The 22,965-nt window shown below is 42.5% G+C and carries 16 protein-coding genes; 12 read left to right on the plus strand and 4 right to left on the minus strand.

Annotated elements, in window-relative coordinates; genetic code table 11:
* Nucleotides 1-4: 4 nt before the first annotated feature.
* The 7 genes from ACDX78_RS05720 (at nt 5) to ACDX78_RS05750 (ending at nt 13,544) form a co-directional block, all read left to right on the plus strand.
* Complete coding sequence (locus ACDX78_RS05720; RefSeq protein ID WP_486026160.1) at nt 5-1,588, plus strand: M4 family metallopeptidase; 1,584 nt, start codon at nt 5-7, stop codon at nt 1,586-1,588.
* A 340-nt stretch (nt 1,589-1,928) separates the two neighbouring features.
* The gene (locus ACDX78_RS05725) at nt 1,929-3,410 is read left to right on the plus strand and encodes a serine hydrolase domain-containing protein (RefSeq protein ID WP_486026073.1); all 1,482 of its coding nucleotides are present in this window, start codon (nt 1,929-1,931) and stop codon (nt 3,408-3,410) included.
* A 184-nt stretch (nt 3,411-3,594) separates the two neighbouring features.
* Nucleotides 3,595-6,024 (plus strand): M14 family zinc carboxypeptidase, encoded by a 2,430-nt coding sequence (locus ACDX78_RS05730; RefSeq protein WP_486026074.1) that lies wholly within the window; start codon nt 3,595-3,597, stop codon nt 6,022-6,024.
* Between the two features lie 319 nt (nt 6,025-6,343).
* Nucleotides 6,344-8,704, plus strand: coding sequence for a M28 family peptidase (locus ACDX78_RS05735; protein ID WP_486026076.1), 2,361 nt, complete (start codon nt 6,344-6,346; stop codon nt 8,702-8,704).
* Nucleotides 8,705-8,731: 27 nt separating this feature from the next.
* Nucleotides 8,732-9,316 carry a TasA family protein gene (locus ACDX78_RS05740; protein WP_486026077.1) on the plus strand — a complete coding sequence of 195 codons (585 nt, stop codon included), beginning with the start codon at nt 8,732-8,734 and terminating at the stop codon, nt 9,314-9,316.
* 113 nt (nt 9,317-9,429) lie between these two features.
* Nucleotides 9,430-12,498, plus strand: coding sequence for a M28 family peptidase (locus ACDX78_RS05745; RefSeq protein ID WP_486026078.1), 3,069 nt, complete (start codon nt 9,430-9,432; stop codon nt 12,496-12,498).
* A gap of 128 nt (nt 12,499-12,626) precedes the next feature.
* Nucleotides 12,627-13,544 (plus strand): peptidylprolyl isomerase, encoded by a 918-nt coding sequence (locus tag ACDX78_RS05750; RefSeq protein ID WP_486026079.1) that lies wholly within the window; start codon nt 12,627-12,629, stop codon nt 13,542-13,544.
* 928 nt (nt 13,545-14,472) lie between these two features.
* Here ACDX78_RS05750 and ACDX78_RS05755 read toward each other — a convergent pair.
* The 3 genes from ACDX78_RS05755 to ACDX78_RS05765 form a co-directional block, all read right to left on the minus strand.
* Nucleotides 14,473-15,294 carry a nuclease-related domain-containing protein gene (locus tag ACDX78_RS05755; RefSeq protein ID WP_486026081.1) on the minus strand — a complete coding sequence of 274 codons (822 nt, stop codon included), beginning with the start codon at nt 15,292-15,294 and terminating at the stop codon, nt 14,473-14,475.
* Nucleotides 15,295-15,495: 201 nt separating this feature from the next.
* Nucleotides 15,496-16,071 (minus strand): phosphatase PAP2 family protein, encoded by a 576-nt coding sequence (locus ACDX78_RS05760; RefSeq protein WP_486026083.1) that lies wholly within the window; start codon nt 16,069-16,071, stop codon nt 15,496-15,498.
* A gap of 329 nt (nt 16,072-16,400) precedes the next feature.
* Nucleotides 16,401-18,575, minus strand: coding sequence for a Xaa-Pro dipeptidyl-peptidase (locus tag ACDX78_RS05765; RefSeq protein ID WP_486026085.1), 2,175 nt, complete (start codon nt 18,573-18,575; stop codon nt 16,401-16,403).
* A gap of 495 nt (nt 18,576-19,070) precedes the next feature.
* Between ACDX78_RS05765 and ACDX78_RS05770 the strand changes: the two genes are divergently transcribed.
* The 5 genes from ACDX78_RS05770 to ACDX78_RS05790 all read left to right on the plus strand — a co-directional run bounded on the left by ACDX78_RS05770 (nt 19,071) and on the right by ACDX78_RS05790 (nt 22,441).
* On the plus strand, nt 19,071-19,247 hold the full coding sequence (locus tag ACDX78_RS05770) for a hypothetical protein (RefSeq protein ID WP_486026086.1): 177 nt from the start codon (nt 19,071-19,073) through the stop codon (nt 19,245-19,247).
* Nucleotides 19,248-19,560: 313 nt separating this feature from the next.
* Complete coding sequence (locus ACDX78_RS05775; protein WP_486026087.1) at nt 19,561-21,429, plus strand: DUF2207 domain-containing protein; 1,869 nt, start codon at nt 19,561-19,563, stop codon at nt 21,427-21,429.
* Between the two features lie 16 nt (nt 21,430-21,445).
* A complete protein-coding gene (locus ACDX78_RS05780; RefSeq protein ID WP_486026088.1) occupies nt 21,446-21,838 on the plus strand; it encodes a DUF2804 family protein in 393 nt (130 codons plus the stop codon).
* A gap of 13 nt (nt 21,839-21,851) precedes the next feature.
* Entirely contained in the window at nt 21,852-22,019 is a 168-nt protein-coding gene (locus ACDX78_RS05785) for a DUF2804 family protein (RefSeq protein ID WP_486026090.1), read from the plus strand.
* A 53-nt stretch (nt 22,020-22,072) separates the two neighbouring features.
* Nucleotides 22,073-22,441, plus strand: coding sequence for an iron chaperone (locus tag ACDX78_RS05790; protein ID WP_486026091.1), 369 nt, complete (start codon nt 22,073-22,075; stop codon nt 22,439-22,441).
* A 114-nt stretch (nt 22,442-22,555) separates the two neighbouring features.
* Here the strand turns inward: ACDX78_RS05790 and ACDX78_RS05795 are convergent, their stop codons facing one another.
* Nucleotides 22,556-22,915, minus strand: coding sequence for a Lin0512 family protein (locus ACDX78_RS05795; protein WP_486026093.1), 360 nt, complete (start codon nt 22,913-22,915; stop codon nt 22,556-22,558).
* Nucleotides 22,916-22,965: the final 50 nt, after the last annotated feature.

A 22,965-nucleotide genomic window follows, 5' to 3' on the forward strand; every position in this document is an offset into this window, starting at 1 on the left:
GAACCTGAACAAAAAAGTACTCAGCTCAGGATTTGCTGTTGTTGTTTCATTAGGGATTTTCGCCTCTCCTGCATTGGCAGATGATACGAGCATCCAAATGAATGACACCTATGATACACCTTCCTACATTATTGAAAACTGGGAAGCTCCCGGAGGGTTGTCGAAGGAAGAAATTGTAAAGGCTTATTTTGCGAAAAATAGCGGGGAGTTTCAATTAACCCAGGATATGAATACCAGCTTTGAAATAAAAAGTGAGTCACAAGATGCGGAAGCGGGAACGCATCATTTCCGGGTGGATCAGGAATATAACGGGATCCCTATTTATGGTGCGGATCAAACCATAACTTTGGATGAGGATAATAATGTTGTTTCCTATTTTGGACAAGTAATTCCAAATCTGGATGCTGAAAATATTTCTACAAAAGCAAATGTATCAGAGGAAAAAGCGATTGCTATTTTCAAAGATAATTTGCAGGATCGAATTGGAGAAATTGGGCAGTTTGACGGTGAGATCGAGATTGCTCCTTATATCTATGAATATAAAGATGATTTCTATTTCACTTACCTTGTAACAGGTTCGACAACGTATCCGGCAGTCGGATTTTGGCATTATTTTATTGACGCCACTGATGGTGAAGTTGTTGATCACTTTAATGCGTCGAACAATGTGACTGCATTCGGAACCGGCGTATTCGGTGAAAGAAGAATGTTTGAAGCCCAGGAATATGACGGCATGTACAGGTTATTTGATGAAAGCCGTGGTGATGGTGTTGTAACCTATGATGCCGATACTGGTCAAAACCTTGATGTGCTGAGTATTAACAAAATGTTCCATGATGGTGCTGCAGTAGATGCCCATCGTAACGCACAGGTTACGTACGACTATTTCATGGATACATTTGGCCGTAATTCAGTAGATGATAATGGACAGGTTTTGATTTCTGCAGTTCATGTAGGAAATAACTGGAATAATGCATCTTGGAATGGCAGGCAGATGTCCTATGGGGACGGGGATGGCATACGTTTCCATCCGCTTTCAGCAGGACTTGATGTTGCCGCCCATGAAATGAGTCATGGTGTTATTCAACATACGGCAAATCTAATTTACCGCAATGAGTCCGGAGCATTGAATGAGTCTTTCGCCGATATTTTTGGAGCCATGGTAGACAGGGAAAACTGGCTGATTGGGGAAGGTATTATGGCCGATGGCACAATGGCACTCCGTTCTCTGGAAGACCCTGCTGCTTTGATTGAAAGAAGAACGGAGGCTCCTTATCCGGATCACTGGGATCTGAGGTATACCGGCAATCTGGATAATGGCGGTGTGCATATTAACAGCAGTATTAATAATAAAGCGGCGTATCTTGTGGCGGAAGGCGGCGAACACTATGGTGTTGAAGTAGATGGTGTCGGACGCGATGCAACGGAGAGAATTTTTTACCGTGCACTTGATGTTTATTTAACGGCAAGTTCTGATTTCAGCATGATGAGACAGGCTGCTATTCAGTCTGCAACCGACTTATATGGAAGCTCTTCTGATGAAGTAACAGCGGTAGAAGCTGCGTATGATGCGGTAGGGGTGGAATAAAATAAGGGCCTCCGGTGCTTAACTTGGGTTAAGTGCCGGGGGATTGGATTTCTTTTGTGGTGGCTGGAGTATGCAGCCCGATCCGGGTAGATGCATCGGCATTTCTGTAAATTTACTCGGTAGCATGTGAGGTTAAACAAGCTAGAGTTTTGACATTTTATCGGCTGATATGATATCGGCGCTAATTATGATTTATCATCATAAATCAAGATATATCAGCGCTAATTGTGATTTAACAGCGAAAATCGATATATATCGGTGCTAATTGTGAATATATCAGCGAACACTGCATTATACCCTGTTGAAAAGTTTTAAATATAACTTTAAAGGAGCTGAAAACATGCTCAAAAGAATGACGCCAGCGATGATGCTGTTTTTCGCATTACTTCTTTTTACTGGTGCAGCAAGCATACTGGGCGCTTCAAACGGGTTGTTGCAAAGCGATCCAAGTGAGGTGGAAATGATTCAGCAGCCATTGGATGATATGGATCCTTTGCTTGAGGAAGCAATTGCAGATCATGTTATGCCAGGGGCAGTAGTGCTGGTTGCCCGGGATGGGGAAGTCGTGAAGCATGATGCGTACGGGTATGCGGCACGCTATACAGATAGTGATTTTACGGAAATGGATGACCCCGTTGAAATGAGTGAGGATACAATCTTTGATTTAGCATCAATCTCCAAATTGTTCACTGCCACAGCTGTCCTGCAACTTTGGGATCAGGGAGCATTTGAACTGGATGATGCTGTTGCAGATTATATTCCAGAGTTTGCAGCAAATGGAAAAGAAGAAGTTACCATTCGTCAACTGTTGACGCATACATCAGGGTTCAGACCGAGTACGACACAGCCACTCCATGAAATTGAGGGCGATAGAGAGGGCAAGCTGGCTTTTGTTTTGAATGAAACATTGCAAAACCCTCCCGGTGAACAATATCTCTATAGTGATGTGGATTTTATAACACTTGGTGTTCTCATTGAGCGTATAAGTGGCCAGCGACAGGATGAATTCATTGAGCAATTTATAAGTGTGCCGCTGAATATGACGGATACAATGTATAATCCGCCAGCTGAGCTGCAGCAACGTATTGCTGCGACAGAAGAACAACCTTGGGTGAATCGTGAACTTGTTTGGGGTGAGGTACATGATGAAAAAGCATGGACACTTGATGGGGTAGCAGGTCATGCGGGCATGTTCAGTACGGCAGCTGATCTGGCAGTCTTTGGCCAGATGATGCTTCAAGACGGCACGTATGAAGGTGTGGAAGTTTTATCGGAAGAAGCGGTCGAACTGATCAGCACCAATTGGAATGAAGAAATACCGGGTGCTCGGTCCTCAGGACTTGGCTGGGAGTTGAATCAGTCCTGGTACATGGATCGCTTGGCAGAAACGAATACATTGGGCCATACCGGTTACACCGGTACTTCGATTGTTGTAAGTCCAAATAATGACACGGTTGCCTTACTGCTGACAAACCGTGTGCATCCGACACGGGAAACTGTTTCGACGAATCCGGTCCGTTTGGTTGTAGGAGAAAAAACTGGTACAGCCATCAGTGCATGGAGTGCTAATGCCATGAAGGATTATGTGGAAGTACTCGATGAGAGGGGAGCTTTTATCGAAGACAGCGCTTCACATATGATAAACCTTCATTTAACAGCCGTTCATCAATATGAATTGCAAAATGATACGGAAAAAGTGATCAGGCATATGGAAAGCCTGCAAACATTACTTGATTATCAGTTGGATCAGGAGCTGATTACCGAGGGTGCGTATGACGATTTAATGATGGATGCTGATTATCTGATTGATTCCTGGGAGTAGGTTTTTTCATAATACAATATAGGCAGCTAGACCGGCACACAAATGGTTTAAGAAGCTGATGGGTGGTATTTTTGGCGGTTCGTTTGGAGGTTAGCTAACCAGTTAACTTAGAAAATCTGCAGATGGATTCATAGAGCCCTTTTATCACTTCTTAATCTAGGAAGCTATTTAGAAGGAGGATAATATGGGAAAGCAAATGTTGCAAAAAGTGATCACGATTTTCATGATCTTACTGCTGGTTGCAACAATGAGTTCTTTTACCGGACAGGCTTTAGCGGATGAATCGGTAGAGGTGCCGACAACAGGTTTTGAGGATCGAAATGGAGAAAGCTGGACTAGTCATGAGGAAGAGATGGCATTTTTAGAGGAAGTTGCAAAGTTGTCAGATAGAGTTACTTATACTGAAATTGGAAAAAGCGTAGTGGATAGACCATTGTATTTAGTAAAAGTAGGTTATCCGGAACCGTTTTCAAATAAGGAAATTTCTGAGGGAAGAAATATGTTGGTGATTGGATCGCAGCACGGTAACGAGCAAGCGCCCCGGGAAATGGCATTGAAAATGCTAAGGGATTTGGCATTTACGGATGATCCAGAACAGGTGGATCTATTGAGTCAGGCAACTATCATGTTTATCCCAACAGCGAACCCGGATGGAATAGAAATGGATCAGCGTAGAAATGCTGAAGGTGTAGACATTAATCGTGATCATTTGAATTTAGTTACGCCCGAGATACAAGCGATAGCGGGAGTTATGGAGCAATACAAACCGGATATTACCGTGGATGGGCATGAAAGGCCGAGCGGGCTCAATCCAGATATGGAGATGCAGTGGCCACGCAGCCTTAACACGGATACAGAACTACGAGAATTGAGCGAGGAAATGGTACAGAATTACTTGCGCCCGGACGTTGAAGAAGCGGGGTTTACTACAGGACTATACGGAGGCCATACTCATTCCACACTCGGTCTTGAAACTGTTTTGTCTCAGATGACCGGCTTGCGCCATGGTATTGGTCTGTTGACTGAATCAGGCGGGGCTGCAGAGCCGGAATATCGTGTAGCGGCGCAAATGGAAACAGTTAAATCGACATTGCGTTTTTATCACGAACGTTTTGATGATATAGGGGAGGTAGTGACAGAAGCCCCGGACCGCAAGAAAGATGAGGGTGAGACCCAATCCGAACCGTTCTATTTGGATGGTGCCGATAGGAGAGAACCAGATGAATCGGATATATTGGACCCGCCTCCATGCGGATATCTTCTCCATACATCACAGGCTGAGCAACTGGGCCAACACATTGACTTGTTTTCTTTGGAGATCGAACAGGTGAGTGAAGACGGTGTATTTATCACAATGGGACAACCAATGATGACAGTCGTACCTTATTTGCTTGATGAACGGGCTTCACACAACGAGGTGAATGGCCTGGCGTTATATGACTGTTCGGATCCGGGTTCGGTAGAGCCACCAGAGCCACCGGAACAAACTGATCCTGCACAGTATGCGACCGATTTTACTGAAGATGAGTTTGGCGGGCCGCCGGTTCAGTGGTCATCTATGTGGCGGGAGAGTCGTTGGACAGTATTGGATGATCCCCGTCGTGTAGAACATGTTGTGCTAGGAAGTGATGGCGGTAGCAAGGGTTTGACATGGGACAATGTTGACGAAGTTCACGGTGATGTCGAAGTATCTGGTGTGGTACGGGCAAACTATCACCCAAGTACATTGTTTCAGATCGGATTTCACTTTACGGGTGAAGAGGGTAGCGAGAATGGTTACTATGTGGATTTACGTACTTCCGATAGTGTTCGAATCAATAGTTGGCAGGAAGGCAACTTTACACAACATAGTAGCCAATCAGTGCCATTCACAGCGATGGAAGATACGTGGTATCAAGTCGTGTTACAGCGTGAAGGCAATGTGATGCGCGCGAAGGTTTGGCCTTACGATGAGGAAGAACCCGAAGCGTTCCAAGTCACGGCTACTGACAATTCTTACAATCATGGTCGTGTCGGGATGGTACACTTCAGCGGAGGTACGATCAACGAATGGGCATTCTTCGGTGTTGGTACCGGGGGTGAAGATGCACCGCGGGCACCAGATGACTTGTTCGAACCGGATCCTGAAGTTGATAAAACAAAATTGCAAAATCGTGTGGATGAAATCAATGATGAAAATCTGAATGAAAAAGATTACACAGAAGAAAGCTGGCAAGAATTCCAGGATGCGTTGAATCAAGCCAACGATTTGCTCAATTATTCTGAGGCAACCCAAGCAGAAGTCGATGCTGCACTAAATTTCTTGAACGAGGCGCGTCATGAGTTGGAAAGAATAATTCCGATTAGTGCAGCTGAAATCAAAGTAATTGTTGAACATTTTAAGGAAGAAGGTGCATTCGCTGATGAAGAATATGCTCGAGTTTTGACCCTTCATTTGACGGCTGTGAGTCATTACGAAGTCCAAGATGAAGCGGAAAAAGTCATCAAGCACATGGAAAGCTTTAAAGATCTACTCGACCATCAACTGGATAATGAGTGGATCTCAGATAAAGCGTATAACAAGCTCATGAGTCTAGCGGATGAATTGATCTGGAAATGGCAAAGTAATCTTTAAAACACTCATGGATCCACAATAAGGATTACACTTGGATGAAATTAAGAAGAAGTAGTCTTCCCATTCTGATAGATGGCGATAGAGGAAAGAAATAAATATCTATGAGCACATTTGAACAAACAAACACTCAAATTCAGTCAGCTATGAACTTGCAGCAAAAGATGCTTTAAGGGGGTGATAGGTGTCTTTATTTATATGCAGCTGCATTTGGGGGAGGTGAAAGAAAGCAAATCGTCTAAAAAATTGACACCAATAGAACTTTTCTTTAATAACATCTTAATCTATGAAACTAACACATTATTTATTGAAGGAGGATATTATGAAAAAGCAAATGTGGCCAAAAGTGATTACGATCTTCATGATTTTATTGCTGGTTGCGACAATAAGTCCCGTTGCAGGCCAGGCTTTGGTGGCAGATCCGGAAGAGGCGCCTTCAACCGGCTTTGAAGATCGGGATGGAGATGGCTGGACGACATATGAAGAAGAGCAGGCATTCCTGGAAGAAGTAGCAGCGTCGTCTGATCGTGTTACTTACACGGAAATTGGCAGAACGGTAGAAGATAGACCATTGCATTTAGTGCGAGTGGGATATCCAGAGCCACCATCAGATGAAGAGATTGCAGAAGGAAGAAACATGCTCACCATTGGTACACAGCATGGAAATGAAAATGCGCCAAGGGAAATGGCTCTGCAGACATTGCGTAACTTAGCCTTTACCGAGGATCCGGAGCTGTTGGATCAAATGAGTGAATCAACTTTCTTATTTATCCCTACTGCAAATCCGGATGGTAGAGAAATCAATACACGCAGAAACGCAGATAATATTGACATCAATCGCCAGCATTTAAGCTTAATTACTTTGGAATCACAGTATATTGCATCCGTTTTGGATTATTTTAACCCGGACATTGCCATTGATGGACATGAGCGTCCAAATGCTACAGGTAATCCTGATATGGAAATGCTGTGGCCGCGCAACCTAAATGTGGATGAAAATGTGCAGGATTTAAGTCAGGAAATGGTAGAAGAGTATCTGTTCCCTGATGTAGAAGATGCCGGATTTAGTACAGGTCTTTATGGAAGCCCTGGCGGTGCAGGCGGTGGGCAAGAAACTATTCTTCGCAATATGCTTGGACTCCGTAACGGCATCGGTCTTTTAACAGAAACTGCTGGACAACAGGACCCGACATATCGCGTTGATGCACAAATTGCAACAGTAGAAGCTGTTATTGACTTTTACCGCGAGCGTTTTGATGATGTGGTGGATGCAGTTGAAAATGCACCTGATCGTCAGGCAGAAAGAGGCGCTGATGAGTCAGAGCCATTCTACCTTGATGGTGCGGATAACTGGGATCCAACCAATGTACTTGAGAATAAACCAAGCGGTTATTTACTGACAAATGACCAGGCAAGTGAAATGGAAACCCATCTTGATCTGTTTTCATTAGAAACGGAAAACGTAGCAAATCAGGGCATCTTTGTTGGTATGGATCAGCAGCTGATGACGGTGGTGCCATATTTATTTGATGCACGTGCTACGAACACCCAAATCGAAGGGATCGCCCTGTATGATTCCGAAGACGTAGGAACGGCAGCAAATATGATGAACTTGGTGGAGAATTTGGCAGCGGATGAAGAGCTGAATGATTCCCGACCACTGCTCATGCACTTAACTGCTGTTGATCAATTTGAGCAACAGGGAGAAATTGATAAGGTAATCAGACATATGGAAAGCTTTGAACTGCTGCTTGAGCACCAGTTTGATAATGAAATGATGTCTGCGTATGCTTATGAAAATCTCACTGCTTATACAGCGTTCATTATTGAAAAGTGGGAAGGAAGCTTTGATTCTAATAGAGCAATGCAGCATATTAGCTATTTAAGTGAAGAAATTGGTCCGCGTGTAGCTGGTGCTGATTCAGAAAGAGAAGCAGCAGATTATATCAGCAATGAACTTGCAAGTTTTGGCTATGATGTTTCCATGCAGGAATTTGATATCCGTGGTGATGGAGTTTCGCAAAACGTAGTTGCGACAATGTCACCAGAGGATGTAGAAGATCCTGAGATTGTCTATGTTGGTGGACATTATGATAGTGTTCCAGGTTCACCGGGAGCAAATGATAATGCCTCAGGAACATCTACAGTGCTTGAATTGGCAAGAGTTTTCCAGGATTTTGAAACCGATAAAGAAATCCGCTTTCTGGCATTTGGTGCAGAAGAAATTGGACTAGTAGGAGCCAATTACTATGTCAGCCAGCTGTCAGATGACGAGGTTGATAGAAGTGCAGGTTACTATAACCTGGATATGGTAGGGACGGCATGGGAGCCGGCATCTCAGCTTTATATAAATCCGGTAGATGGCGATCCTGAAAATCTGATATGGCAGACTTCTGAAGCCGCAGCGGAAAGAATTGGCCTTGAAGAAGATAAAATATTCCTTAATGCTTTTGGCAGATCAGATCATGTGCCATTCCATAATGCAGGCATTGATGCTGCATTATTTATCTGGATGGAGCCGGGTACAGCCGGTTTAGAGCCTTGGTATCATACACCTCAAGACACGATTGATAAAGTTAGTCCCGAGAAAATTCAACTTGTAGGAGACCTAATTTATTCTGCAGTGTCTGAGCTGTTGAGTGAGCCAGTAAGCACAAATTCAATTTTGGAAGAAGCATCCTAATATAAAAATTTCAGGGAGGAATTAATCATGAATATAAAAAAACAATTGGGCATGGGGATTATGTCGGCAGCTTTAGGTATTTCACTTATTGGCGGAGGAACATTCGCTTACTTCAGTGATACGGAAACAACGGAAAATACGTTTGCTGCGGGTACATTGGACTTGTCAGCAGAGCCGACAACAATCATTGATGTGGACAATATGAAACCGGGAGATTCTATGGTTCGTACATTTGAACTTCAAAATAACGGGTCCCTGGATATTGATCGGGTATTTTTGGACACCGAATATACCGTGGATGATGCAGAAGGGAACAATACCGAAGATTTCGGCGAGCATATCGAAGTGGAGTTTTTATATAACGTGGACAAGCTGGATGAAGTCATCTTCAGCACTACCCTTGCTGAACTAAGGGAAATGACACCGGAAGCAGTTGGTGAGCATGCGCTAAATCCAATCCTTGGTGAAGGTTTGCCGACTGGGGATTATGATGATTTAGTTGTTAAGTTTAACTTTGTGGATAACGGTGAGGATCAAAATGAATTCCAAGGAGATGCGCTCAATCTAGAGTGGACGTTTACTGCAACACAAACAGATGGTGAAGATCTGTAAGGGAAGAGGCATTAGGAATCAGGCGGTCGTGATCCGTCTGATTCCATTTAATCTCTTAGAAAAAGTACACACACATAATAGCATAAATAATTAGTATAGGGGAGGTTCACATATTGAAAAAATTCATAAGGGTTTCTCTATTTACCGCCTTATTTTTCATGATATTTTCGACGGCAGTTTCGGCAAATGCTACGGGTTTGCCTAATTTTCCCGAACCGGTAGATCCTAAATCATGGGTGCTGCCAGAAGATATGACCTGGGATGACTATGAACCAATTCCTGGGATTGACTGGGCGACTACGGATATTGAACCGGAAGAAGAACTTAAAGGAGCCTTAATAATTGTTGATTTTCCTGATCAGGATTTTATCTTGACCGAACCTAAAGGTTCTGATCCAGCGGGTAATCCACAAATCGATCCAATTCCTCGCGAAGATCTTGGGGAGTGGTGGAATGACTACCTGAATGTTCCAAGTGAACTAAACAACTATCAAACAATCGATAGCTTTTGGAAAGAGAATTCTTACGGTAAATGGGGCGTAACACTTGATTCTTACGGTGTCTATCGCTTGGATAAATACGAATTTCAGTACGGGCTTGAAGAGCGTATGAATCCTGGTTTCCTGCCTGAGCAATATGAAAGTGGAAACCTATTTCGCGATGGCATAGCAATAGCAGAGGAAGATATAATCGCATCTGGAGTAGATTATGACTTTGCTTTCATCGTTCATTCTGGCTATGACGAATCAACCGTATGGCAAGAACTTGGTGAAATGATGTTTCAAAATCCAGAGGATATAACTGATGAGTTTGGACCACCGGATTTGCCTGGATTTGAAGACATGCCAAACTGGGCTTCAACTCGTTATGTACCATGGACTTCCTGGCTTGCAGCTAAGAGTATTTGGTCTGCTGCATCCAGTGCAGAAATCAATGGTGAAAGAATTCGTGTTTCTATTCAAGGAGAAAGTGATGGTATGGCTACATTTGCTCATGAATTTGGCCATCTTCGCGGACTTGGAGATAACTATAATAACGCGGCTCTCGACCCCCGAACTTATTCAGGTTATTGGGAAACGATGAGTCGTGGGTCATTCAATGGTCCCGGTGGAACGCACTCTCGTATGATGATTCCGGCTACCATGGGTTCTTCTTTACCGGCACCTCATATGCTTCGAAATAAGATGAAACAAGAGTTTCTAGACGATGATGAAGTCCTACAGTTGGACCGTGATGAGTTAAAAGATACTGGTCCGGTGTTTGCGGATATTATTGCGCGCCAAGCCCCGATTGGTAGTGAATTCGGTCGAACGGGACTCCATGGTATCAACATCAGCATGGACGACTTAACACCTGAGGATTACCTTGAGGGTGACTGGCGTAACGATATGTTGAGCGGTGGGTACGATAATTACACCATTGAGGTGATAGATCGCATAGGTGCTGATTCCTTCGCGACCGAATCCGGTGTACTGATTGCCAAAACAAAAGATGCGGAAAGGGCACCATTCATTTGGGTAGTTGATTCACACCCGGAAGATATTAATGTGGTGGATTTTACAAGACCTGATGGTACAGAAGCTATGGTTACTAAGGGTGACCCTCGACAACTTGCCGATGCTTTATTCAATGCAGGAAAAGGAGATACTTTGGTAAGCGGGGATTTTGATAGTGTTAGCGGGGACAATGTGGTCAGTGAATACAACGATCCATACAATCGTCTTCACTTCTATATTTTAGATAAATACAGAGATGATGATGGAGTGCTTAAGTATCGGACAGCAGTACGCCATTTAGATGAAGATGGGGTCTTTGAACGTGGCCTTGAAGCTGAAAGTGGTGAAGTTGAAAGAGCAGAACCGGGTCGTGTCAGTGTGCATAATTATGCTGTGACAAACACCGGGGAAGAAACAGACTTGGTTCGAATTCAGGTGGAATCCGACTGGGAGACGATGATTGAGCATAATGTCATTGAAGTCCCAGCAGGTGAAACAGTGGAAGTACCTGTATATGTGGAGATCCCAGAAGAAGCGTCTGCACCTGTAAGTCTGACATTTACGGCCACGTCAGAAACAGATCCGGAGCAAACGACGACAATAGAAGATGCTGTCTTTAATGACATTAGCGCATCAGGCATGAAGGCGTTTGTAGAACTTTTGGATGAACAGGGTGCATTTGAAAGTGATACGGTTGTACGTGCATTAACTACGCACCTGACAGCGGTTGAGCAATATGAAGATCAGCAGGAAATTGATAAAGTGATCCGTCATATGGAAAGCTTTAAGCTGTTGCTGACACATCAGCTGGACAATGGTCAGATCACTGCCGCTGCAGAAGAGGCTTTGCAGACTTACACTGACTTTTTGATTGAAGAATGGGAAGGTTCTTTTAATGCTGGTAATGCCATGGATCACCTTCAATATTTAAGTGTGGAACTTGGCGAGCGTGTAGCAGGGACTGATGAGGAACAAATTGCTGCTGACTACATCCAGGATGAACTGGAAAGTCTAGGTTACGAAGCTTCGCAGCAGGAGTTTGAAATCAGAGGCGGCGCCATTTCACAAAACGTGATTGCTACTTTGACTCCTGAGGATGTGGAAAATCCGGAAATCATTCATGTGACAGCACATTATGATAGTGTACCAGGTTCACCTGGTGCGAATGATAATGGATCAGGTACATCCGGTCTTTTGGAAATGGCCAGGGTTTTAAAGGACCTTGACACAAATAAGGAAATCCGTTTTGTTGCATTTGGTGCAGAGGAAATAGGCCTTGTAGGAGCCTACCACTATGTGGATCAGCTATCTGATGATGAGGTTGACCTGAGTGCCGCCAATTTTAATATGGATATGATTGGTACAAACTGGGAGCCGGCGACAACACTGTATGTAAATGTTGTTGACGGTGCACCAAATACCGTGTGGCAATATGCTGAAGCAGCCCAGGAGAAGGTAGATTTGGATGTCCTATTCCTTTTCCAGCGCGGAGCTTCGGACCATGTGCCATTTTACAATGAAGGCATAGATGCAGCTAACTTTATTTGGAGAGAGCCGGGTACACACTCACTTGAGCCGTGGTACCATACACCAGAGGATACGATTGATAAAGTGAGCCCGGAAAAAATTCAAATGGTTGGCGATATTGTTCAAACAGCGGTAACTGATTTAGCTACGGAAGAGTAAAGTTATTTAATCATGCTCCTGCAGTATGCGGATAATACTGCATACTGCAGGAGCTAACATAGCAATCTATATAAAATTTACATAGTAACCTCAAGTTATCATTCATTTCAAAAAAAGGAGTGTTTCTCATGAAGCATAGGACAATGGCACTTGTATTTTCATCTACTTTATTGTTCCTCGGAGCATGTAATGAATCACAGGCTGAATCGGAAGTAATTGCTGAAACTAGCGCCGGCACAATAACAAAGGATGAATTTTACCAGGAATTAAAAGATCGTTATGGAGATATTGTGCTGGAAGAAATGATTACATTTGATGTCTTGAGTGAAAATTATACGGTAGATGAGGAAGAAATAGATCAGGAAGTGGATACGGCAAAAGAGCAGCTGGGTGACGAGTTTGATATGTTTTTGGAGCATCAGGGAATTAAGGATGAAGATGCTATGAGACAAATGATTCAACTGAGTTTGTTGCAGGAAGCAGTTGCTTCTGAAGATATTGATATCACAGATGAGCAGCTTAAAGAAGCATATGAGCGGCAAGTTTATGAGATTGATGCCCAGCATATTTTAGTAGAAGAGGAGCAAACGGCGTGGGAAGTGAAAGAGAAAATCGATGACGGCGAGGATTTTGATGAATTGGCAAGAGACTACTCGACAGATCTATCCAATGCCGATGATGGCGGATGGCTTGGTTACTTTTCTGCCGGTTCCATGGTAGCCGAGTTTGAAGATGCCGCGTTTGCCATGGAAGCGGGAGACATAAGTGATCCAGTGGAAACCTCGTATGGTTATCATATTATAAAAGTGAATGATAAGCGGGAGAAAGAGGAAAGTATCGGGGATTTTGAAGAAGTAAAGGATGATCTAAGAAGAGATCGGATTAATCAGGAAATGGATATTGAAGCTGCCCAGGCAAAGATTGAACAGCTTATTCAGGATGCCGACCCTGTAATTGAAGAAGAGGATTTTAAGGATTTGTTTGTGGAGGAAGAGGAAGAAGAAGCGGAAGATGATGAGGACTTGAGTGAGGCGGAAGGAAATTAAAAGGAAGCATGCCGGGTTGGGAAGAGTCCGGCATGCTTTTGTTTTAGTAGATTGGTAAGAAACAGTTGATAGAGTTGGTGTAATTGTCCTGTATGAGTACGGAGTAGCAGCGTATGTTGCATAGAACATTTTTAACTGCTGTTTGAGAGACCGACCTAGCCGTGTAAGTGAGATAGAGCATATCTATCTGCCGTTTGAGAGACCGAGCTAGCCGTGTTAGGTAGATAGAGCATATTTATCTGCCGTTTGAGAGACCGAGCTAGCCGTGTAAGGTAGATAGAGGCCTTCTATCTGCCGTTTGGGAGACTGACCTAGCCGTGTAAGTGAGATAGAGCATATCTATCTGTCGTTTGAAAGACCGAGCTAGTCATGTAAGGTAGATAGAGCATATCTATCTGCCGTTTGAGAGACCGAGCTAGCCGTGTAAGGTAGATAGAGCATATCTATCTGCCGTTTGAAAGACCGAGCTAGCCGTGTAAGTGAGATAGAGTATATCTATCTGTCGTTTGAAAGAAAGAATTAGTCGTGTAAGTGAGATAGAGTATATCTAACTGTCGTTTGAGAGACCGAGCTAGCCGTGTAAGTGAGATAGAGCATATCTATCTGTCGTTTGAAAGACCGAGCTAGTCATGTAAGGTAGATAAAGCATATCTATCTGTCGTTTGAGAGACCGAGCTAGCCGTGTAAGGTAGATAGAGCATATCTATCTGCCGTTTGAGAGACCGAGCTAGCCGTGTAAGTGAGATAGAGTATATCTATCTGTCGTTTGAAAGACCGAGTTTAGCCGTGTAAGTGAGATAGAGTATGTCTAACTGCCATTCAAGATTTCGGAAGCAGCAACGTAAGTCGAATAGAAATTATCAATAGGTTCGGACTTTGAAGTGTTTATTTATACGGCAAAATTTAAGCTTACTTTCCCTCTTATAAGCTATTCATAGTGAGTCCAGCGCTTCTCCCCGACTTTTTTATAATTTTTTTCCAATATGAATTTAATACGTTTATGGGAAACACCGATATGGCACCATTTCCGTATCCCAGATGTAGTGATACGTTTTTCTGGAAATAACAGCTTAAACGCTTCCACGGCCCGCAGGACAGCTGCAGCTAAATTTTCTTTGTGGTCACAGCTTTTACAAAGTAACTTATTTCCTTCTGCTTTTGTTAAGATAGAATCGCACTCCAAGCAGGGAACGCCTTTTTGCAAATCTTCATAACTGTATAAAGGCAGCTCCTTATTAGGATATTTTTCATGATGAAAAGAGATCAATTTATTTGCCATCTGCTTATGTTTTTCATGTAGTTTGCCAGGCAATGCATTTAATTTGCGCATGTGCTTTTTAACTTGGGTCGGTAAAATAATTGGCTGATGGAGTGGAGCTTGATACAGCGAAAATGCCGGGTTAACAAAGATCACAGAAGCTTCGATTGGAAGATGGATATTATGTTTGAGGAATAACTGTTTAAGCAGGGATCTGCTTCTCCCTAATTGATGCAGCGGATTGGTGAGTTCGTATTGAGGCATCTTATAAAAACTATCCCCTTCAAAGTAGTAATCTCCTTCAAAATTTTTCACTTCATAAACATAAATTTTAACGGCGGTGATGATCAGTGAATCAATTTGGAAATACGTATTGTTTGCTTTAAAGAGGAGGTCGTTTAGTATGTAACAGTCAGACTGAAGTTTTTCTGTCCATGAATCAAATAGTACCTCTCCTTCATATCCTCTTTTCAGATTCAAAAAACGTTGCATATCTTTCTCAGGCAAGATCATTCGAGTGCTTAGAGATTCTAGCATTCGCAATTCATCAGATTTTTGGCGTGTTTTATAAATCTATCCCACTTCCTTTCTAATATTTTATATGATTATATCAAATGCAATGATGATTTCCCAGTTGTTTATATTGATTAGCAGGTGAAGTTTTAGTAATCCGTATCTGAATAATATTAAATATCATTGGGCTGGGTGTGATGGAATGGATGTGGAAAAATATTGAATTCCAAATTGCAAATAGGGATGGAGGGGTATAAATGCATTTAAAGGAAGAGACCAGAACACATTAGATACATATAAGCAAAGCTGAAACCATACGACTGAAATAAATACGCCCGCCAAAATATCCGTAAAGAAATGGGCACCAGTCATAATTCTGCTTGCAGCTACAAGAACAGGTATAGCTGCTAACAAGCAAATACTGATTACTTTTAAATTTTCCCGCTTAATAAAATGATGGCATAGCAAAATCAAAATGAAAGATAACAGCACAATGCGCATCGTATGGCCGCTTGGAAATCTGTATGAAGTGATGTCCATTGTGTACCCGAATACTTCCAAGTCACTTGCTTCACCAGGTCTTCCACGCTGGACTGTCATTTTTAACAAAAGGTTGATAATCATGCCGCCGATTGAAACGTTGACTGTAAATACTGCATACATCCATAATCGCATTAGAGCCAAAATGAAGGCGGTAACCACGATAAGAAATAAAATCATCTCACCAGAACCAATTGTCGTAAAGCGCTCCATCATTCCGAAAATCATTTGGTGATTCGTGGGCAGTCAGCCAAACATACACGGCTTCATCCATTCATGCCAAATCATCCCTAAAGACAAAAAGGACAAAGAATAAAAATAAGCTAGTAAACAATGTTGAAAATGCCATATAATACTCACTTTCTATGATAATGAACTGATATTGTAGCATAAATGAATAGCAGAACCTAAAAAACCTCCCCCCATGAACAGATGGCAGTGCAACATAAAATCATCCTAACAAAAAACGCCCGGGGAATAGAAGCTGACCCTCGTCCAATCGGGTGTACTTCTATTCTCCCAGACGTTTTACTCCTTAAAGTCTATTACTGCCAGGATTCTAGCAAATAATCCTTGTCTGCTGCTAATACTTGATACGCTTCCTGTGACATGTTCTCCTGGTGAACTTCAAGCAGGTGCGCAAAGTTTGTTAAATGTCTTACTGCTTTTTCCGTATCTCCCTGGCTTGCAAATCTGTCTACTGCTGTCAGGTGTGCGTTCATTGAACGGAAAGCACCATGATTAGAAAATTCTCCTTCGTCCTCATAATAGTGGACAATGTCCAGCATGTCTGCTGCACTTTCCGGCAGTGTACCTCCCTGGTATCCTAAAGCCTCATCCAATGCTTCTTTTCCTCCCACAATTGGCAGGCTGATATTGCTTTCCCCAAGGGATACATCAAACGTTGCTCTGTTTTGATTAGGAACAGTCCATCTGTTGGCACTTCCTGCAATGACGATGCCAATCCGGTGTCCTTCTTTAAAGATATAGTCTTCTGGCAGGGTTTCCCACTCAAAGCTGTATTTTTCACCAGGTACTAATGGTACTTGGTATTCCAAAGATTCCCGGTTCTGTGCATCAAGCCAGCCGTGGGTGACAATTTCATAATCGGCTACATTGGTTACAATTTCTGTATCTCTGTAACATCCATCGTCTATATCGTCGCCTTCACCCCAGCAGGATTCAGTGTCCAGGGTACGAATGCCTTCTTCACGGCTCCGGTGGTTAATCCGCTCATCTGTGCCATAATCAACAATCATAGCTGTCAGATTCGTATCTTCCTCATCAATCGCAGCGTGAATGTCCAGCTCAGGCACGCCGCTTAAGCGTACATCTTCCTGCAATTCCTGAGATAAAAACATCAATCGATTATCTTTATCTGTAAATTCATCTTCCACCATTTGTGCATCTGTTTGTCTCGGGTCATCGGTAAATGATTGGTTGAAATCTCCCAAAACAGGGCTTGTCGCTAATGTACCAGGCAAGTCATCAGATGGTGCTAACCTTACCTTCACATCTTCTTTATTTTCATCTGGCCAAGCGCTGTATGTTTCCCAATCATCCTTGCCATGTTCAATATCTACTATCGGCTCGTCCATAATGCCGTTGTCGATATCGAGCAGCCAGTAATCAAACCAGCGGTGCAGCGTTTCTACCCACTCGGCCCGGCGGAAATCAAATGGCTCGACGTGACCGGTTTGAGAAATCCAAAGCTTTCTCGGTACATCGTTTTCTGCCAGTTCCAGCCACCAGTCGGAAAAATGGTTTGCTTTAACGTTGTAGTCGTTAATTCCATGGATGACAAACACACTTGCCTCCACTTGATCTGCATCCTTTACATAATCACGCTCTTCCCAGAATTCGTTATAATTACCGGTTGCATCATCTGCTGCAATCCGCATTTCTTCACGAACTGGTGCACATTGTTCCACATTATTGCTCGCTGTGACTCTTTGTGCTAAACCGGATGGTCCATTATAGTAAAATGGAATACCACCATAACGGTAGTAATGGTACCAGTTGCTGATTGCTCCAATTGGCACGATTGTTTCCAATCCTTCGATCCCTTGAGCAGCTGCAGCATTTGGCAATGTTCCGTCATAGGATTTTCCGACCATTCCTACTTTTCCGGTAGACCAATCTGCTTGGATTTCATTTCCATCAGCATCCCACGCTGTTCCTTTTCCATTCAGCCAGTCAATGACCACTTTCACGCCTTCCGTTTCTTCCCAGCCGCCGGTCGTCGGGCAGCCATCAGAGTTGTTTGTTCCCGTCATATCCGGAAGAACGACTGCATACCCTCTTGGGACAAAATAATTATCATAGTAAAGCGGAAAATATTCATTAATGCCGTCCCCATCAGGGTCTTTTATTTCTGACTCGTTCCCGCGTCCCATGCTCTCATAATAAGGACTGGCATCCATGATGACAGGAACCTGCAAATCGTCCTCTGTTTCCTGTGGCCGCATAATATCGGCGGCAATCAAATCCATTTCGCCGTCCCGGTCACTGTCCATTTCGGATGCAATATAGATCGTTTCTTTAATCGCATCCTCATAGGAATAAATCGGCTCTGTTGCACCGTCAGCCAGTTGATGCCCCTCACTGGCCGATGATTGATCATCAATTTCTGCATTGGCTGCATATGGTGCCGTTATGGTAAAAATCATGATGAATGCCAGCAGTATACTAGTAAAACTACTACGGTTTTTCTCTAGCATGAATCTTCCCCCATTCTATTAATCTACTCATTTAAAATGGTATCATGCTAAAGAAGGAGGCAACAGTGCGATAAGTACTCATTTTTAGATAATTTCACATGAGTTATAGTTAGGTTGGACTAAGTCTAAATTCGTGGTTTTAGGTGGAAAATGTTATTTTTAAAAAAGTAAGGAAAAAGCTAACTTGCTTTTGACCGAAAGAAGGCAGTTAAGAAAAAAATTAAAAACAACATAATTATTTGTTCAGCCATATCTTGGGGCATAAAGCTTTTATTATTTGGGACGAGGAGGTTAGCGTATCCTTGTTTCGTTAATTCTATGTTTTATTCTAATTGGAGTAAATAAGCTTAATTTATATATTTTTTAAATTTTCATTAAAATTAATGGAAACTGGATTAATAGAATGATATAATCAAATGGTTAACAATTTTATAAAGCAAGATAGCGGCTGGACTCCTTTCATCGCCTATTTCAGGTAGAAAGGAGGTGAAGCGTATGGATGATAAAATGTTTCGCCTTATCATCCTCCTGGCAACTGTGTATCTGATGTCTACTTGGACGTTGGATATTACAATGCTGGTCTTTCCATTCTCCAATGGAATAATTGGAAAGAAAAAAGCTGCCTTGCTTTTGACCGAAAGCAGACAGCTAAGAAAGATTAATCACTTTTAGTAATTCGTTCAGCCATGCCTTGTGGCATAAAACTGTTATCATTTGAGACGAGGATGTTGATGCATCCTTGTCTCTTTAATTATATATCTTATTCACATAAAAGTATACATGAGAATGAGATTTGTTAAAAGTATTTTTCCAAGGCGGTGTTCAACACAAAATTCGGGAAGTGACAATTCTTTTCGATGGGACGAGCATTTAGCGCAGTCCCAAATCTTTTCGGTGGGACGAGCATTTAGCGCAGTCCCAGGCACCTTTTTGAAACCAAAGCCTTCCTCTGTCCGTATTACTATCATCGGAGGAGGAATACACGGTGAAGAAATTAATTTCTGCATTAATGATCATGCTATCCTTATTCATTTTAGCAGCCTGTTCGGATGAAGATCGCTCATTTTCCATTGATGAAGTGAACATTGATGCGCATATTGATGAAGAAGGGACAATACAGGTTCGTGAACTTTTTACATATACCTTTCATGGATCTTTTGAAGGGATGACTCGCTCCATAGATTCAGATGTAAATCATTTTGAAGCATATCTGACAGAGGGGAACGCTGCAGCCTCTTCAAATGAACTGGTAGCCCTGGAAGTGGAGGAAGAGGATGGTACGTATAGTATTTTCTCAGCGTCAACGGATGAAACGAAGCAGGTGCTATATACCTATGATGTAGAAGGTTCGGTGGAAAAATATGCGGATGTTGCTGATATAACGTATGCATTTTTTGATGATTCCAACGAAACGGATTTGCATAATGTAACAATTGAGATCACGACGCCCTCAGGTAATATGACCAACACACATTATTTTTTGCATGAAGATGAAACCGGGGAGCTGACTGTTTCAGGCAGCAGCCTGGTCTATAACAATGCCTTACTAGAAGCTGGGGAAACCTCAAGTATTCGATTTGTATTTCCATCTGATCAGCTTACCGGAATGGAATTGGATAAAGAGGAAGCGATGGAAGCTGAGATTCTAGCAGCAGAGCGTGAACTAGCTGAGAGAGAAGCGAACCTGGAGGAAAACATGGGAAAAGCAGTACCTATTCTACGGGTTTTAATTGGAGCTGTTCTCCTGTCTGCCATTATTTTATTTATGGTGCATCCTAATCGTTATCGAGGAAATAAAAGCGAGGACCATTTGCTGCGCTTGCTGGAAGAAACAGATCCGCTATTCGTCCAGTATGTGAGCGGTTATGCGACTCATTTGCCAAATGAAAGCTTTATTGCTGGGTTGTTTTCGCTAAAACAGCGAGGAATAATTAAACTTCAGGAGGTACCTTCTTTCATAAATGAAGAAGAAAACACGTTTCGTTTTACATGGGTCAAGGAAGCTGCTGAAGTCGATATGGCTGACAATTATTTGCGTTCCTGGTTATTTACGGAAAAAGATCAAGGTGGAGACTATTTTTTATTGGACACCCTCCTTGATAATGAAAATGAATCAGAGGATGTAAAAAAAGAAAAAGCGGAAGAATTTGATGCGCGCTTTACCGAGTGGGCAGGATTAGTGAAAGAGAGAGAGGACTATCAAGGGTTACAGAAAACTTTCAGAGGATTTTCGCTCTTTTCTATCCCCACCCTTATCATTACGTTTGGGCTGTTTTATTATTTTACGACAATCGATACGATCAGCCAGACGGAACAATGGGTATTGCCGGCAATTACGGGAGTATTGACGATGATCAGCCTCGTGTTCAACCGAAATAAATGGGTGATTATCCCGTACTATTTTATTGCTATTTTGATGACTGCAGTTGGCTTCACGCTGACACCAGCTGTTATTCTGACACTTATTCTTTTTGGAATATCGGGTTTAGCACTACTGATTATTCCGTCAACGTATTGGAATAAAGACATGAGAAAGCTGAATTTCGCCATTCGTACAGCCGACCGTATGTTTAAAGAAGGTCGCTATCCAATAGGATCCAACCAAAATAAAATAGAACGGCGACTTGAATATGCGATCATTTTAGATAGAGGGGAAAGTTACGGGGAACAGTGTGGAAAAGAAGAACAAGTTTCGAGTTGGGACAAAATGTATCCGCTGCTCAGTAATCCTGTTTACGCAGCCACTTCATTTAGTGCAAGCAACCTGGCTCTGTATACTACGGTAGTTCACAGTACAAGTAACACATCATCAAATCCAAGTGCTACTGGTGGTGGAGGAGCAGGCGCATTCTAACATAAATAAAGGAATCATGCGTGTTAGAGATCCATCGACGGGAGCTGTAGATTTGGTTTATCAGGAAAAGGAAATTACGGAGCATACCTTTTTATGCAATAGAGATGGGACACTGAATAAAGATAGCATTAGTTGGGCAAGAAACCCGATCATTACCTCTAACCTATCCGGCCATTTTCTGCGCAGGAAAAAGTGGAATTACTGGTGTGTGTTCGGCAGGGAAGCCATGTTTTCGGCGACCAACAGTCATCTTGACTATGCTGCTGTTTGTTTTGTTGAATATGAAACCAAAGATTATATCGAGGAAACGATTATTATTCCACTGGGAAGAAAATGCAATATGCCCGAAGATATCCAGGAAAGCTTAGGTTTTATCCATAAAAAAACTTGGCATATTTTTCAACCATAATAGAGATCATACAATGTCACTGCGCCATGGGGAGAGAACTGGTTTCAATTCACTGCCAAACATCACTGCTTACCATCAAATGGTTGGTCATTATTACGGGAAAATAAAGATTTCTGAGGAAAACACATTGCACATTGACAGTCTGCTTGGCTGCATTGAAGATCATTTTGCTAAATGGTGAGGTTACGAGCTGTTTCCGCAGCTGCAGAATAGTTAAACAAGGGAGGGAACAAAATGGAAGTTTTTGCAGAATTTCTGGAGAATATGGATCATCCCCAGCATCGGGATAGAACGGAAGAAGTTTTACGTTGGGTATCTGAGAAATTTCCAAATTTAGAACCGGTAGTTAAGTGGAACCAACCTATGTTTACCGATCACGGCACATATATTATCGGATTCAGTGCAGCCAAACATCATTTGGCTGTTGCTCCGGAGCTTGTAGTGATTGACCATTTTTCCGGTGAAATAAAAAAGGCTGGCTATGATCACACAAAGAATCTGATTCGGATGAAGTGGGATAGTCCGGTTAATTTTTCGCTGCTGGAGAAAATCATCGAATATAACATAGAAGATAAGAAAGATTACACTACTTTTTGGCGTTAATACAAATAAGATATGCAAAAAAACCTGGTACGCTCTAATAAGGGCGTACCAGGTTTTAGTTATAAGAGAAAAGTAGAATAAGGGGCACACATGCCAGCCTTATCCTACCTTAGCTCAATAGCCAACTTCCACAGAAGCGTTCACCATATACATCAAATCATTGCCGTCTTCTTTTTCTTTCAAAATAACTCCGCTGCTTGTCGCCATGCCGCCCTCTGTCACATCCACTGTAACGTTACCGTATGGAATGGCTTTCTTGACCTTTTCCACATCTACTTTTTCGCGATCGAGCGGAACAGCAAGCCTTACAGTTACTTTCATATTTTCAACATTGCCATCCGGCATCATTTTATCAATACCTGGCATGGAATTATACCAAATGGCGTTTTCTGTAGCACGCACTGCTGCCTTTGAGACGTCCTGACCATGCACATCCATACCGGTTCCTGCCTGAATAAATAATACTTGTTTCATTGTTTCACTCCTTTTATTGGAATGACATTAAAAATCTATCATCTATATAT

The sequence above is a fragment of the Virgibacillus oceani genome (assembly GCF_041521345.1).
Lineage (GTDB): Bacteria > Bacillota > Bacilli > Bacillales > Amphibacillaceae > Virgibacillus_N > Virgibacillus_N oceani_A.

Bases quoted from the DNA above. Each gene is read 5' to 3' on its own strand.
- ACDX78_RS05725 (WP_486026073.1), top strand. From the start codon at position 1,929: ATGCTCAAAAGAATGACGCCAGCGATGATGCTGTTTTTCGCATTACTT.
- ACDX78_RS05730 (WP_486026074.1), top strand. From the start codon at position 3,595: ATGGGAAAGCAAATGTTGCAAAAAGTGATCACGATTTTCATGATCTTA.
- ACDX78_RS05735 (WP_486026076.1), top strand. From the start codon at position 6,344: ATGAAAAAGCAAATGTGGCCAAAAGTGATTACGATCTTCATGATTTTA.
- ACDX78_RS05740 (WP_486026077.1), top strand. From the start codon at position 8,732: ATGAATATAAAAAAACAATTGGGCATGGGGATTATGTCGGCAGCTTTA.
- ACDX78_RS05750 (WP_486026079.1), top strand. From the start codon at position 12,627: ATGAAGCATAGGACAATGGCACTTGTATTTTCATCTACTTTATTGTTC.
- ACDX78_RS05755 (WP_486026081.1), bottom strand. From the start codon at position 15,294: ATGCAACGTTTTTTGAATCTGAAAAGAGGATATGAAGGAGAGGTACTA.
- ACDX78_RS05760 (WP_486026083.1), bottom strand. From the start codon at position 16,071: ATGATGGAGCGCTTTACGACAATTGGTTCTGGTGAGATGATTTTATTT.
- ACDX78_RS05765 (WP_486026085.1), bottom strand. From the start codon at position 18,575: ATGCTAGAGAAAAACCGTAGTAGTTTTACTAGTATACTGCTGGCATTC.
- ACDX78_RS05770 (WP_486026086.1), top strand. From the start codon at position 19,071: ATGGATGATAAAATGTTTCGCCTTATCATCCTCCTGGCAACTGTGTAT.
- ACDX78_RS05780 (WP_486026088.1), top strand. From the start codon at position 21,446: ATGCGTGTTAGAGATCCATCGACGGGAGCTGTAGATTTGGTTTATCAG.
- ACDX78_RS05785 (WP_486026090.1), top strand. From the start codon at position 21,852: ATGTCACTGCGCCATGGGGAGAGAACTGGTTTCAATTCACTGCCAAAC.
- ACDX78_RS05790 (WP_486026091.1), top strand. From the start codon at position 22,073: ATGGAAGTTTTTGCAGAATTTCTGGAGAATATGGATCATCCCCAGCAT.
- ACDX78_RS05795 (WP_486026093.1), bottom strand. From the start codon at position 22,915: ATGAAACAAGTATTATTTATTCAGGCAGGAACCGGTATGGATGTGCAT.